The organism is Streptococcus mitis SK564, from assembly GCF_000148525.1.
GTDB lineage: Bacteria > Bacillota > Bacilli > Lactobacillales > Streptococcaceae > Streptococcus > Streptococcus mitis_H.
On the sequence record NZ_AEDU01000028.1, the window covers coordinates 1 to 14,470 of the forward strand.

The 14,470-nt window shown below is 35.6% G+C and carries 16 protein-coding genes; 8 read left to right on the top strand and 8 right to left on the bottom strand.

Translation table 11 applies throughout. The annotated features are described in order from the left end of the window. The 5 genes from SMSK564_RS13795 to rpsI form a co-directional block, all read left to right on the top strand. The coding region (locus SMSK564_RS13795) for a DUF1542 domain-containing protein (RefSeq protein WP_000000725.1) at positions 1-1,167 on the top strand (1,167 nt) is incomplete at its 5' end. Positions 1,168-1,773: 606 nt separating this feature from the next. Beyond that, complete coding sequence (locus SMSK564_RS11300; RefSeq protein WP_000895306.1) at positions 1,774-2,667, top strand: ABC transporter ATP-binding protein; 894 nt, start codon at positions 1,774-1,776, stop codon at positions 2,665-2,667. Beyond that, on the top strand, positions 2,664-3,863 hold the full coding sequence (locus SMSK564_RS11305) for an ABC transporter permease (protein WP_025170930.1): 1,200 nt from the start codon (positions 2,664-2,666) through the stop codon (positions 3,861-3,863). The genes SMSK564_RS11300 and SMSK564_RS11305 overlap by 4 nt, the downstream gene beginning before the upstream one ends. 215 nt (positions 3,864-4,078) lie before the next feature. Then, complete coding sequence (gene rplM, locus SMSK564_RS11310; protein ID WP_001044624.1) at positions 4,079-4,525, top strand: 50S ribosomal protein L13; 447 nt, start codon at positions 4,079-4,081, stop codon at positions 4,523-4,525. An 18-nt stretch (positions 4,526-4,543) separates the two neighbouring features. Beyond that, the gene (gene rpsI / locus SMSK564_RS11315) at positions 4,544-4,936 is read left to right on the top strand and encodes a 30S ribosomal protein S9 (protein ID WP_000075964.1); all 393 of its coding nucleotides are present in this window, start codon (positions 4,544-4,546) and stop codon (positions 4,934-4,936) included. Between the two features lie 106 nt (positions 4,937-5,042). Here the strand turns inward: rpsI and SMSK564_RS13370 are convergent, their stop codons facing one another. From SMSK564_RS13370 to SMSK564_RS11345, 7 genes are all read right to left on the bottom strand, one after another. Continuing rightward, on the bottom strand, positions 5,043-6,260 hold the full coding sequence (locus tag SMSK564_RS13370) for a site-specific integrase (RefSeq protein ID WP_000156559.1): 1,218 nt from the start codon (positions 6,258-6,260) through the stop codon (positions 5,043-5,045). Between the two features lie 66 nt (positions 6,261-6,326). Continuing rightward, positions 6,327-6,590, bottom strand: a complete 264-nt coding sequence (locus SMSK564_RS11325; RefSeq protein ID WP_001196067.1) for a helix-turn-helix domain-containing protein — start codon at positions 6,588-6,590, stop codon at positions 6,327-6,329. Between the two features lie 13 nt (positions 6,591-6,603). Next, entirely contained in the window at positions 6,604-7,257 is a 654-nt protein-coding gene (locus SMSK564_RS11330; RefSeq protein WP_000032482.1) for a replication protein, read from the bottom strand. Between the two features lie 202 nt (positions 7,258-7,459). Next, the gene (locus tag SMSK564_RS11335; protein ID WP_001232745.1) at positions 7,460-8,059 is read right to left on the bottom strand and encodes a hypothetical protein; all 600 of its coding nucleotides are present in this window, start codon (positions 8,057-8,059) and stop codon (positions 7,460-7,462) included. 3 nt (positions 8,060-8,062) lie between these two features. Further along, positions 8,063-9,151 carry a type IV secretion system DNA-binding domain-containing protein gene (locus tag SMSK564_RS0103100; protein ID WP_000255253.1) on the bottom strand — a complete coding sequence of 363 codons (1,089 nt, stop codon included), beginning with the start codon at positions 9,149-9,151 and terminating at the stop codon, positions 8,063-8,065. Next, positions 9,151-9,465, bottom strand: a complete 315-nt coding sequence (locus SMSK564_RS11340) for a hypothetical protein (RefSeq protein ID WP_025170852.1) — start codon at positions 9,463-9,465, stop codon at positions 9,151-9,153. The genes SMSK564_RS0103100 and SMSK564_RS11340 overlap by 1 nt, the downstream gene beginning before the upstream one ends. Before the next feature lie 163 nt (positions 9,466-9,628). Then, a complete protein-coding gene (locus SMSK564_RS11345; RefSeq protein WP_001060107.1) occupies positions 9,629-10,147 on the bottom strand; it encodes a hypothetical protein in 519 nt (172 codons plus the stop codon). 338 nt (positions 10,148-10,485) lie between these two features. Between SMSK564_RS11345 and SMSK564_RS11350 the strand changes: the two genes are divergently transcribed. Together SMSK564_RS11350 and SMSK564_RS11355 are read left to right on the top strand one after the other, a co-directional pair. Further along, positions 10,486-11,376 (top strand): hypothetical protein, encoded by an 891-nt coding sequence (locus SMSK564_RS11350; RefSeq protein ID WP_000097855.1) that lies wholly within the window; start codon positions 10,486-10,488, stop codon positions 11,374-11,376. Positions 11,377-11,386: 10 nt separating this feature from the next. Then, entirely contained in the window at positions 11,387-11,962 is a 576-nt protein-coding gene (locus tag SMSK564_RS11355; RefSeq protein ID WP_000185168.1) for a hypothetical protein, read from the top strand. A 149-nt stretch (positions 11,963-12,111) separates the two neighbouring features. Here the strand turns inward: SMSK564_RS11355 and SMSK564_RS13800 are convergent, their stop codons facing one another. Continuing rightward, the gene (locus tag SMSK564_RS13800) at positions 12,112-12,375 is read right to left on the bottom strand and encodes a tyrosine-type recombinase/integrase (RefSeq protein ID WP_371642489.1); all 264 of its coding nucleotides are present in this window, start codon (positions 12,373-12,375) and stop codon (positions 12,112-12,114) included. A gap of 420 nt (positions 12,376-12,795) precedes the next feature. On the opposite strand from SMSK564_RS13800, the gene SMSK564_RS11360 reads away from it, so the two are divergent. Then, positions 12,796-14,301 (top strand): leucine-rich repeat domain-containing protein, encoded by a 1,506-nt coding sequence (locus SMSK564_RS11360; protein WP_004237074.1) that lies wholly within the window; start codon positions 12,796-12,798, stop codon positions 14,299-14,301. Positions 14,302-14,470: the final 169 nt, after the last annotated feature.

Below are 14,470 nucleotides of genomic sequence, written 5' to 3' on the forward strand. Positions count from 1 at the left end.
GCCGCAGTAGATGCAGCATTGGCAGACAAAGAAGCGGCAATCGACGCCAACGCTAAACTTTCAGAAGCAGAAAAATCAGCAGCCAAAGCAGCAGCTAAGAAAGCAGCTGAAGATGCGAAGAAAGCTATTGACTCAGCTACAACTCAAGCAGAAGTAGATGCAAACGTAACGAAAGGTACGGACTCTATCTCATCAGTTGCGGAAGTTGGAAAAGATAATGCCAAAGCCGCAGTAGATGCAGCATTAGCAGACAAAGAAGCGGCAATCGACGCCAACGATAAACTTTCAGAATCAGAAAAATCAGCATCCAAAGCCGCAGCTAAGCAAGCAGCGGACGATGCCAAGAAAGCAATCGATGCAGCTACAACTCAAGCAGAAGTAGATAGAATTCTTCGTAATGACATTTACAAAGATGATGCAGCAATTAATGAAGTGGAAGCATTTGACTTATCATCTCTATTAGTCAATGGATTCGTCTCTGTTAAACAAGGAGAAACTTTAACAGATCAAGAAGTACTATCTAAAGTAAACTTACCGAAGGATGTAGAGGTTATTAAAGTTGAAAAACCTACAACATCAGCTTTAGGTAGACTAGTAGCTAAAGTAACACTTAAGTTATCAGATGGCAGTGTAGAAGAAATCAACGTACCTGTTGAAGTTGTTGCTCCACAAAATCATGGAAATGAAGGAAATGGAGCAAATAACGGAGCTACTAACACTGAAGCGAAAGTAAATAAAGCTAAGTTAGAAGCTGCTATCCATCAATTAGATGAATTTAAGTTTGATGCAGATACTGCAAAAGAAGCGAATGAATTATCAGCAGATGCTAAGAAAGTATTTGCCAATGCAGCCGCAACTCAAGCAGAAGTGGATGCAATGGTTAAACGTATCGAAGACTTCATGGAGAAAGTTGCTCCATCAACTGATCATGCAACTCCAGGTAATGACCAAGCTGCTCAAAAACCAGCTGTAGCTCCAGCTACTACTCAAGCAGCAGCTAATGTTGGTCAAACAGCATCAGCACAAGTAAATGCACGTAAAGTAGCTAAAGAGTTGCCAAATACAGGTACAGCAGATTCTACTGTAGCTATGGTAGCAGCTGCTGCAAGTGCCTTACTTGGTCTCGGTCTTGCAGGCCGTCGTCGTAAAGAAGACGAAGAAGCTTAATTGGTAGATTGTTTGATTATTAGATAATGAATCTGATTTTCAGAGCTTAAACAAGTATCTCTCATAAGAAAATCTCCTAGCAGGAAAGTCTGCTAGGAGATTTTTGATACAGGTAAATTGATCAGTGAATCTAAATCCTAAATTTCATGAGGTATTGAGTGGTTTAGGTCAACTTGATTTCAAAATTTTTAGGTTTAGGAATAACTATTCATATATAGATAGGTAATTCTTCAAAGATGGTAGTCATATAGAGGACGATAGTTGTTAAGTAATGTTTTAATTGATAATAGTTGCTATTTGATGATGTTTTATGTCAAAGTAAATAGATAAGATTTTTATTTTTGACAAATGAGAACATATGATGTAATGATTTTTAGGGAAAAGCTATTTGGAAAAAGAACTTACTCAAATAACAATTCAGGATCAAAAACTGACAGTTGAGGAGCAGAGTGGATAAATTAACTTTACTACTGTATAATGGATTTATCACTAAAAACGCTCCATGCCATATTTTACATAGCATTAGTCTTCTAAAAATGGACAGAAATCATTGTAAAGGCTATCAAAAAGAAGTATAATGAGTGAAAGAAATTTCGGAGGTGAAAGATGCTAGAAGTAAGAAGTCTAGAGAAAAGTTTTGGATCCAAGCAAGTTTTGTTTGGTATTGACTTTCAAGCGCGACCAGGTCGTATTTTGGGATTAGTCGGGAAAAACGGTGCTGGGAAGACAACGATTTTCCACAGTATTTTGAAGTTTTTAGAATACCAAGGAGAAATCAGTCTGGATAGTCAGGATATTCGTCAGGAGACCTATGCTCGGATTGGCTATCTGCCTGAAGAGCGTAGTCTCATGCCTAAATTGACAGTCCTTGAGCAAGTTCGTTACTTGTCGACTCTAAAAGGTATGGATGCCAAGGAGGTCAAGGAAAAACTCCCTCAATGGATGAAGAGGTTGGAAGTGAAAGGGAAGCTGACAGATAAAATTAAGAGTCTGTCAAAAGGAAATCAGCAGAAGATTCAGCTCATTATTACTCTGATTCATGAACCAGACTTGATTATCTTGGATGAGCCTTTCAGTGGATTGGACCCGGTCAATACAGAATTGCTCAAGCAAGTCATTTTTCAAGAAAAAGAACGTGGGGCAACCATCATCTTTTCTGACCATGTCATGACCAACGTCGAGGAGCTTTGTGACGATATTCTCATGATCCGAGATGGCCGTGTGGTCTTGCATGGACCAGTTCAGGATGTCCGAAATCAATATGGGAAAACGCGTCTCTTTGTTTCAAGTGAACGAAGCAAGGAAGAATTGGAAAAACTTCCTCATGTTAAACAGGTGAGCTTGACCAAACAAGGTAGTTGGAAATTGATCTTGGAGGATGAGAGCGCTGGAAGAGAACTCTTCCCAATCTTGACTCAAGGGCAATATATCGCAACCTTTGACCAGCAAGCGCCAACAATCGATGAGATCTTTAAATTAGAATCAGGGGTGGAAGTATGAGAAATATGTGGGTTGTAATCAAGGAAACCTATCTTCGACATGTCAAATCGTGGAGTTTCTTCTTTATGGTGATTTCGCCGTTCCTCTTTTTAGGAATCTCTGTAGGCATTGCCTATCTCCAAGGTTCTTCAATGGCTAAAAATGATAAAGTGGCAGTAGTGACAACAGTGCCATCTGTAGCAGAAGGACTGAAGAATGTAAATGGTGTTAACTTTGACTATAAAGACGAAGCAAGTGCCAAAGAAGCGATTAAAGATGAAAAATTAAAAGGGTATCTGACTATTGATCAAGAAGATAGTGTTTTAAAGGCAGTTTATCATGGCGAAACGTCGCTTGAAAATGGAATTAAATTTGCAGTTACAGGTACACTCAATGAACTACAAAATCAGCTTAATCGTTCAACTGCTTCCTTGTCTCAAGAGCAGGAAAAACGCTTAGCGCAGACAATTCAATTCACAGAAAAGATTGATGAAGCCAAGGAAAATAAAAAGTTTATTCAAACAATGGCAGCAGGCGCCTTAGGATTCTTTCTTTATATGATCCTGATTACCTATGCGGGTGTGACGGCTCAGGAAGTTGCCAGTGAGAAAGGCACCAAAATTATGGAAGTCGTCTTTTCTAGCATAAGGGCTAGTCACTATTTCTATGCGCGGATGATGGCTCTATTTCTAGTGATTTTAACGCATATCGGGATTTATGTTGTAGGTGGTCTGGCAGCCATTTTGCTCTTTAAAGATTTGCCATTCTTGGCTCAGTCTGGTATTTTGGATCACTTGGGAGATGCTTTCTCACTGAATACCTTGTTCTTTATTTTGGTCAGTCTCTTTATGTATGTAGTCTTGGCAGCCTTTCTAGGTTCTATGGTTTCTCGTCCGGAGGACGCAGGAAAAGCCTTGTCGCCTTTGATGATTTTGATTATGGGTGGTTTTTTTGGAGTGACAGCTCTAGGTGCAGCTGGTGACAATCTCATCTTGAAGATTGGTTCTTATATTCCCTTTATTTCGACCTTTTTTATGCCATTTAGAACCATTAATGGCTATGCAGGGGGAGTAGAAGCATGGATTTCACTTGCTATTACAGTGATTTTTGCGGTGCTAGCAACAGGATTTATCGGACGCATGTATGCTAGTCTCGTTCTGCAAACAGATGATTTAGGAATCTGGAAAACCTTTAGACGTGCCTTATCTTATAAATAGAAGAGCCTCGCGAAAGCGAGGTTTTTTAGAGATAAAAAGAGTGGAATTTAGAAAAATATTTTTCATATCTATTGACTTTTAGGGGTGAAATTTGGTATTATAGTAGGCGGTATTGTTTACCCCATTTGAAAGGCCCCGGAACCTTCCAAATACTTTTCGATGGGAAGGAACACCCATCACCGTAAACAAAAATCGAACTATATATAGGAGAAATCATGAACAAAACAACATTTATGGCTAAACCAGGCCAAGTTGAACGTAAATGGTACGTAGTTGACGCAACTGATGTACCACTTGGACGTCTTTCTGCAGTAGTTGCTAGCGTACTTCGCGGAAAAAACAAACCAACATTTACACCACACACTGATACAGGTGACTTTGTGATTGTTATCAATGCTGAAAAAGTTAAATTGACTGGTAAAAAAGCAACTGATAAAATCTACTACACTCACTCAAACCACCCAGGTGGATTGAAACAAATCTCTGCAGGTGAACTTCGTTCTAAAAATGCAGTACGTTTGATCGAGAAATCAGTTAAAGGTATGCTTCCACACAATACTCTTGGACGCGCTCAAGGTATGAAGTTGAAAGTATTTGTTGGAGCTGAGCACACTCACGCTGCACAACAACCAGAAGTTCTTGACATTTCAGGACTTATCTAAGGAAAGGAACAATAAAGTATGTCACAAGCACAATATGCAGGTACTGGACGTCGTAAAAACGCTGTTGCACGCGTTCGCCTTGTTCCAGGAACTGGTAAAATCACTGTTAACAAAAAAGATGTTGAAGAGTACATCCCACACGCTGACCTTCGTCTTGTAATCAACCAACCATTCGCAGTTACTTCAACTGCAGGTTCATACGACGTTTTCGTTAACGTTGTAGGTGGTGGATACGCTGGTCAATCAGGAGCTATCCGTCACGGTATCGCTCGTGCCCTTCTTCAAGTAGACCCAGACTTCCGCGATTCATTGAAACGCGCAGGACTTCTTACACGTGACTCACGTAAAGTTGAACGTAAGAAACCAGGTCTTAAGAAAGCTCGTAAAGCATCACAATTCTCAAAACGTTAATCAATACGATTATATCAACGTTTCAAAGCACCCAAAAGTTTACCTTATGGGTGTTTTTTTCGTCTTTTTTTAAAAAATTCACCTCAAAGTTCACCTTATTTTTACCTTATTGTTTTAGAGACTTTAAAGCAAATTCACCAACGGTCATAGGAACAACGTTAGAAGTATTGACATAAATTTGAGTTGTACCTGTATCGCTGTGTGTTAGTGCTTCAGAAATAGCTTCTAAGCTCATTCCTGCTTGTTTAGCCAGCGTTGCTCCTGTATGTCGCAGTTTATGTGGTGTAGCGTGTGCTAGTTCTTTATGTCGCTTTCTAATACTTTTCATTTTATTGTTCAGATAGTCAGCATGTAAAGGCTTGTTGATGTTTCCTTTTGTGTCGATATATGTAAAAACAAATTGTTCTGGATTACTGATGATGCCGAACTTTGCTAATTCATATCTTTGTTGTTCTTTCCAATTTTTGAGCAATTGGAGTAAGTCACCTGAAACAGAAAAGACAGTTTTCTTGTTGCTTTTTGTTGATTTTACTTCTCCATATCTATCTAATGCTTGGAGTAATTGAATTTGCGATTTATCAAAGTCAATATGTTTCCATTGTAGCGCATAGGATTCAGACTTTCTATCCCCTAAAAAGAATGTGAGATAGAATAGGACATAATCTTTGAGTGAAATCTTTTCGTCCTCTAAATCTTTTTGAAAGGCTAAGAACCAGTCTTGTAGTTGCTCGTGTGTCAGATATAAATCTTCCTCTCTCTTGGACTCATCAAGTTGAATCTTTTTAGTGGCTTTTATTCTTCTTAATATTTTGGCAACTTTATTAGCTTCTATATATTCAAGTTCTTCTGCCCAATCAAAAATAGAAATCACATAGCTACGTAAAGATTTAAAGTTCGCATATTCGTTAGCTTTTGCTGTCATAAGGTTTAAAATAACCTGCTTGTTTTGATTTAGAAACTGTATTGTATAATTTCCAAGAAGTGGCAATATATGTCTTTCGAAACAAGTTTTAGTATTAGAGATAGTTGACTTACTTGGTGGTTTAACAGTAGATGTTGTTTGTCCTGATTTGTAGGAATCCCACCAAATATTATGATAGAAGTCTGAGAAAAGGATTTCTCCTTTACCTAATCCAGTAAATTCATTATCTTCAATTTGATTTAACTTGGTAAGCAAGTCTATTTCTGCTTGTCTTGCCTCCTTTCTTGTTTTGAATCGTTTATCGTAATAGTTGTTGTTGACGATGCCAAGTGGCATTCGTGCATCTATTGGAATGTAGATTTTTAAACGATAAGTACCATTTTGTGTTTTAGTGATAGTCATGATATTCTCCTTGTGTATCGAACCAGAAAATATCATGACTATTATAAAACAAAAATCTTGATATTTCTAGTTATGTAAGTTTAGCCATTGATCGATAGCGTCTTTATGGAATCGAATCGTTTTACCGATTTTGATTTTGGGTAAGCCTTTTACAATCCAAGAATCCAGTGTATTATTTGATATACCTAAATAGTTACAAGCTTGTTGTTTGTTCAAATAGGGACTATCGATACCGCTCTTGTCTAATTGCTCTCTGATTTCTTTCTTTATAAGATTAGAGAGTAAAAGTTGAATTTGATGAATTTGTTCATCTGGTAAGATTACTTGCATAGCTTTTCCTCCGTTATACTTCTATTAAAGTAGAGTCTGATATGATGTCTCTAGTTTTATTAGGAGTATTCGTCAAGGGAGCTTTTGATGAAGTTATTTTGCTTTTATCTGTACTATACCTTCGTGAATCTAAATACTTGGCAAAAAAGTAAGTTTTATCTACGATAAGTCTTAATAAGGTCGGATTTTCTTCTCTCGCATACCTAACCAGATGATTAAATTCAGTGAAATTATTCTTGTCTATCACGTCAATAATAGTTGATAGAAAATCATCGTTGTTATGGTTTATGAGGAATTTATCCAATTCAAATCCGCATCCAATTTCTATATCTTTGATATCGTACGGACTTTTCTCAGGATTCTCCGCATGGACAAAGTAGTCATACATCCCTTTTGGAGACATAATAGGTTCTACATGAGCAGGTCCCTTTAATTTATCCTTGATGAGTTCAGATACTTGAGAATAACTTTTGAGTGAATCGAAGAAAAAGGCGCCATGCTTATGAGCTTTTTTAAGTTCCCCTGTTCTTCTATTAACGTCTTTATCGTGCCAAGGGGATAAGATAAAGGGAATATGAAGGTCTTCAAGGATTTCTAAATAGTTTTCTGGGGCGCTCTCTCTGTAGAAAAGAAAAGCCCACTTGTTGGAACGTTGTTCTTTTGACATATACAACATACCTCGCTTTCAAATTGTATTTCTATCTATAAGGAGATTTAGAAGGGTTCTTTCGGAAGGTGGAAGACGCTTTTTTGATATTTCTGTGATTATTGATTATTGGACTAACGGGGTCGTAGTAACCCGTTAGTCCATATACCAAGCAGACGGGCGCTAGGTGGCGCTTACTTCGTGCGCCATAGCGCCCGTCCTATTATTTACGTCTTGTTCCGATAAAGTAGAAGTCCATGCCCTTTCTTTCAGGTCTTGAAAAATAATAGTCAGGATTGCGACTAGAAATTTCTTCACTGATGATTGTTTCCAAATCTTTTAGAATTCTAATGGCTTGTTGCGATTTGGGGACAGGAATAATCAATGTTGTGCTTTCCTCTCGTATATCTACAAGCACTTTCTGAATCGCTTTATTGAACTGTTTGTTGATAGGGTTGTATCTCTTTGTGTTTCCTTGCTCGCTTGTGCTTACAGTTTCTGAGTACTCTCTTTGAATCAGAAATAGACGAAGAGAAAAGGTCTGTGTAATGGACTTAAAGAGGTTTGATATTTTATCTTCTCTGTGGCGTATCTTAATTTCATAGCCAACTAATCCAAGTAATAAGAGAAGGGACAATAAAGAAATAGATGAGCTGATAAAGTGAAGCAAGCGCAGGAAATCAAACAGAGATGTGAAATAGATACTGTTTTCCAAGGGATTCATTCCAAGCCTCAATAAGATTGAAATAAACATAGATAGGATTCCCATTATAAAAAAGGTAGTTGCTGGATGAATGGTTTTTTGAAAATTCGTTTTTCTCATAGTCTATAAAATTCCTTTCTTGGTGTAATAGGTGGGACAGAGGAGGGGGAAAACTTGATAAGGATGTTCGTTATCAATAATCTGTATAAGTCCTGTTCCTTTGCCTATCGGAATAACGATGCCCTCAGGGTCGAGGTCGGGAAACAAAAACTGTGTGGTCTTTTTATTAATGTTTCCAATCTGTATCAGAACATTCAATTGTTCCCGAACGGATACGGGGATAGTTGTATGGTCAAAGCGTTGACTGACTAGAAGTAAATGAACACGTGTAGCTCGTCCCAGTAGTGCGATTTGAGACAATAAAGAGAAGAAAGAATCTTTGATGGTTCTGTTGACTCCTTCTGACAAGGCTAGTACTTCATCAATAACAATGGTTAGATGTTTAAATTCATGACGTGGATTTTCAAACAAGATGGCTTGCCTTTTATGAATGATGGTCATACACTTGCTCAGGTTTTCATTAATTTCTGAAACAAAATCAGATTTAGAGCGGTTTTCATGGGGGTGAATAACGGGAGTTTGGTGTTCTCTTGCCCAGCGTGATGGTGTATCAAACTTAGGGTCAATAATAATTAGGTCAGAAATGTTTTTCAGGACACTAAGTAGATAAGTCAAAGCGTAACTTTTCCCACTACCGGAATTACCAGCAATAGCCAAAGAAGTTACCTTATCATAGTTAATGGCTAGATTTTTCATGATAGGAATATTATTACCCTTTAGAGACGAGGTAAATATCTCAAGGTCTGGAATGACCAAGCGCTCCGAAACTCCTTTTTTCCATGGAAAGAATAAGCCACGCTGAACATGAATATCCTCTGACTTTAAGGCGATAAAGTAAGCAGAGTTTTGTTTCAATAGCGTATATTGAGGATAGAGGGAGGCGTTTGCGATTAGAAAAATCTTCTGATACAAGTCATCATCAATGATAAAGCCACATGGTAGACGAGGGACAAAGATAAAGCCGTCTTCTCGGACAAGAATGTTAAAAGAGTTGGTGTAGGATGTTTCACCCTGTAATACAGAGCCCAAACCCATATTTAGGCTCTGTAACAGGTATTGTTCCAACTCTCTTTGTGTGAGAGTTGAAACCATTAGTTCACCTCTTTCAATCCGTCAGCTTTGAAGTAGACATTGTAGTTAACTTCGCATGCCATTAGACCTTCAAATGAAACCAGAGATAGGTAGTCTGGCAGTTCAGGTGCTTCTGTAAATTTCACTTGAAAAGGCGGAAGTCCTTTTTGTCCGAACCAAGCCTTATAAGCGACAATTTCCCCTGTTGGTTTGTTGTTTTCGTACTTTTGTTGGGGTTCGAGTTCGTCACTCAGTAAGTAGATAGGAGCGTTGAGGTCAACGTATTGTTGAGCGATATGGTTTGAGTAACCGCCTTTTCGGTGTTGTGGTTTGATTTTCATATGGATATACCTTTCTATATGAAGCTTAAAAACTAAGAAGAGACAAGCTCGGTTTGAGGTCATGAGCTGGACTTTTAAAACTACCTCCTAATTAATGGACAAAATTAAGGGTAGTTGAACCATTTTTGAGCAAAAAAGGCCTAATTTTTTTGTTCAATTATTCTGTGAGTCTTTCTTTTATATAAGACATTATTTTCGGTATCTTACGTTGGATTTTACGATAGTCCTCATTTAATCTTCTACCCATTTCTCTGAAAGAAAGTTTCTTGTAGTTTATATAGGTTTCCCCCCTATACGTATATTCATATTCTTCAAATGAATGGCAAAGTAAGATAATGTCTCTGTCAAGTTCATCTAATTCAGATAGAACCTTTTTTAATCTTGGCAATTGAGCTAAGGTAAATTCTTCATCTTCTGTCTGAATGAGAAAGTCAAGAGGATTAGGGGAATCATCTATAAACAAGTCAAGTGGAGTTGTTTCGTTATTTGTTCTTCCATTGTTTATTTTGGAGTTTAGACTTATTTCTTTACGACGACATTGGCGAGCATAACTATTTTCATGTCTATCACTCTCATTTAGCCATTCAAGCCAGAAAGATTGCTCTTCTGGAGTTAGAGATTTAACGAGTTTTTCATTTAATTTCTTTTTAGAAATTTCTTCATATATATTATTCATGTTGGTTCCTTTCTGTCCTTAGGACGGAAAGAAACTTCAATGAGCCATACTGAATACCGATAGATGTGAAAAGGGCACACCAAATAAACGGATAAACAGATATATGCAGAACTCGACCGTTATCGTCTGAGTTTTCATATTCGTTTCAATCCGTCCATTTGATGGCCATCAATTAGGACTAATATTATTATTCTGAAGAAAACGCTTGTGAAATTTGATATAATAGAATCAAATATACATTTGCCTTATCTTCAAACTTTATTATGAAGTAGATGGAGTTACTTGTAAATGTAGATAAAGTAGATAAAGTTATCAAATAAAGTAAGAGGAGTTAAAAAATGTCATCTAACGTTCCACGCCTAACAGGAGGGATACTCTTTGGGCTTATTCTTGAAGCTAGAAATACTAGAAGAAGAGTACGTAGTACAAGAGTACGTGGTGTTGTAACTGATAAAAGTGATGGTTTAAATGAAGATGATATGATGTTATCGTTCATCGAGAACTTTACAGGGGAATCCCTTTTAAAAGTTAAAGGGACATCATTTAAAAAGAATGTATCTGAATATAAAAAATGTGTGATATCTGCTACATCATATTTGATCTTTGACGACCAAACTTTTATTGATTCTTTTGAAACCTCAGTTAAGCAAAATAAAAAAGACACACTTGAGAGTATGTCTGCTTTTATAAGTAATAAGTTTTCAGAGCAAAAATTGGAATGGTTTGCTTCTGCTATTATAGAAACAATCTGTAATGATGAAACAATTGATATTTCGGAACGATTTAAGATTTCTGTTAATAATACTGTATCTAAGTCAGAATTATTAAGTATTACAACAGTAGAAATTGAGCCATTCTTGTTAGATGTGATGAGATATATATTTGTAAATAAAATTGATAATACACTCGGTAAAGAAACATTTGAGGAATGGTATTCTCAAAATGGAGAAAATACGCCATGGAAATTCAGAAACTCAGAACTGGGAAAGTCTTTGCCTAATTTAGAAATAACTCGTTATAACCCAAGTGTGGAAGAGTTGAATGAACAAACTGCTGGAATAGTGGAACAAGAGCATGTTGAAGAATCAGATACTGAGAACGAAGAAGAGAAAAAATTTAATACTGAAGGTGAAGAATCTATGAAACAACAAGTATTGAATAATCCAAAAATCATAACTCAGTATGCTAACAAAATTTATAACATAGAACATGTAGAAAATTTAAATTAAGGAGAATACATTGACAAACTCACTAAAAAGGCAGGATAATTTGCCCTCAGAATTTCCCCAACAACCACTACAACAAAATGCGGACAGAATTTATAATATTGAGCAAGCAAACAGTGTAAATCATATCGTTAATGTTACACCTATACGGCAGATACTCTCTTCCAATGAATATTATAACCTATTTATAATTTACAATGAGAAGTATGAAGAGAACTCGTTTAGTTTAAACAATGATAGGGTTTTTCAATACACAAATTCAGCAATTAGTCAAAAGTTCAATCAATTCACTTTAGAAGATATTGATGAAATAATGAGTTTGCCAGCTTTATTCCTTCCAGAATATAGTGAGGCGAACCAAGAGATAAAAACTGGATTTTTTGGAAAATTAGTAGATATAGATAAAAGAGCTGGATATATAAAATTTGATTTTCAGAAAGAATGTGAAATTGATTTAAATCTGATCGAACTTCATCAATCAGAATTAAAAATAGAAGATTGGGAATTAAGTAGGACTCACTGGGCAATTAAAAGAGCCAATTTAAAGAACATTTTAAAAGGCTTTGGTAATGGCAACGAAACAGAGTAAAGAAGTAAAAATTCAACGTGAAGTTGAAGAGTGGCAACGTCTTACGGCATGGAGTTTGTGACACAAAATGAAAGTGTCAATCCAAAGATTGACAAAGCCTTATCAAAAGCTAGAACGAACTTATAAGATGTCAATAATGCGGTAGGACGTTATGAAGAGGTCGTCAATCTCGTCAAATTTGGTAAAGACGAAATGAAATTAGATGGATTATTTATTGAGGTAATAGCGATACCTGCATTTAACATCATAGAAGCGTGTGTGTGGCGGAATAAGTGAAAACTATAGTCTGGTAGTCCTAAAGCAGATAGACGCTTTTTAAGAGTTGCTCTTTCATTTCTATCGCACATATAATTCCCGTATATGGTTGGGAATATGAGTGAAGATTTTCTGTTTCGTTCGCTTTTTTGTCTAATCTATCGATTTTAAAAATTTATAATAAAGAATTACTGAAATCAAAATCTTTTTGTCCCAGTCTCTTATGTTGTTTAATAGAGTTGCTATTGCATCAATTATATCTGTTTTTGTGGTTCTGGTATTTGTTCAAGTTGAGTGATAATATAGCGAATTGAATTTCGAGAGTTTTTACTCAGTTAATTTTATTTTTAGCCCATGTTAAAAATAAAATTAACGTGTATTAAAAATAAAATTAACATTGGTTAATTTTTCTTGACTTAAAATTTAAAAATGATATACTATGTTTATGGAGAGATAACAATTTATAAAATGTACTACTCTATTCTACTAGATAATGCTTGAATAAAACTTTTTATAACAACGGCTAGCAAAGTTATAGTTTTATATCTATTAGAAAATAAATATGTAAGGAAATTTATATGAAAAAAAGAACAGTATTATCATTAACTACAGCTGCGGTTATATTAGCAGCATATGTCCCTAATGAACCAATTCTAGCAAATACACCTAGTTCGGAAGTGATCAAAGAAACTAAAGTTGGAAGTATTATTAAACAAAATAATATCAAATATAAGGTTCTAACTGTAGAAGGCAACATAGGAACTGTTCAAGTGGGTAATGGAGTGACTCCTGTACAGTTTGAAGCTGGTCAAGATGGAAAATCATTCACGATTCCTACAAAAATCACAGTAGGTGATAAAGTATTTACCGTTACTGAAGTAGCTAGTGAAGCTTTTAGTTATTATCCAGATGAAACAGGTAGAATTATCTACTATCCTAGCTCTATTACTATTCCATCAAGCATAAAAAAAATACAAAAAAACGGCTTCCATGGAAGTAAAGCTAAAACTATTATTTTTGAGAATGGCAGTCAGCTGGAGAAAATTGAAGATAAAGCTTTTAATTTTTCTGAATTAGAAGAGATTGAATTGCCTGCATCTCTAGAATATATTGGGACAAGTGCATTTTCTTTTAGTCAAAAATTGAAAAAGCTAACCTTTTCCTCAAGTTCAAAATTAGAATTAATATCACATGAGGCTTTTGCTAATTTATCAAATTTAGAGAAACTAACATTACCAAAATCGGTTAAAACATTAGGAAGTAATCTATTTAAAAATACTACTAGCTTAAAACATGTTGATGTTGAAGAAGGAAATGAATCGTTTGCCTCAATTGATGGTGTTTTGTTTTCAAAAGATAAAACCAAATTAATTTGTTATCCAAGTAAAAAAAATGACGAAAGTTATAAAACACCTAAGGAGACAAAAGAACTTACATCATATTCGTTTGATAAAAATTCTTATTTGAAAAGACTCGAATTGAACGATGGTTTAGAAAAAATCGGTACTTTTGCATTTGAAGATGCGATTAAACTTGAAGAAATTAGCTTACCAAATAGTTTAGAAACTATTGAACGTTTAGCATTTTATCGTAATTTAGAATTAAAAGAACTTATATTACCAGATAATGTTAAAAATTTTGGTAAACATGTCATGAACGGTTTACCAAAATTAAAAAGATTAACAATTGGTAATAATATCAACTCATTGCCGTCCTTCTTCCTAAGTGGCAGCTTAGATTCATTAAAGGAAATTCATATTAAAAATAAAAGTACAGAGTTTTCTGTGAAAAAAGATACATTTGCAATTCCTGAAACTGTTAAGTTCTATGTAACATCAGAACATATAAAAGATGTTCTTAAATCAAATTTATCTACTAGTAATGATATCATCGTTGAAAAAGTAGATAATATAAAACAAGAAACTAACGTAGATAAACCTAAAGAAGGAACAGGTAAAACTGAAACTGACGTAACTAAACCTAAAGAAGGAACAGGTAAAACTGAAACTGACGTAACTAAACCTAAAGAAGGAACAGGTAAAACTGAAACTGACGTAGCTAAACCTAAAGAAGGGAACAGATAAAACTGAAACTGACGTAGCTAAACCTAAAGAAGGGACAGGTAAAACTGAAACTGATGTAGCTAAACCTAAAGAAGGAACAGGTAAAACTGAAACTGATGTAGCTAAACCTAAAAAGAATTCTAATCAGGGAGTAGTTGGTTGGGTTAAAGACAAAGGCTTATGGTATTAT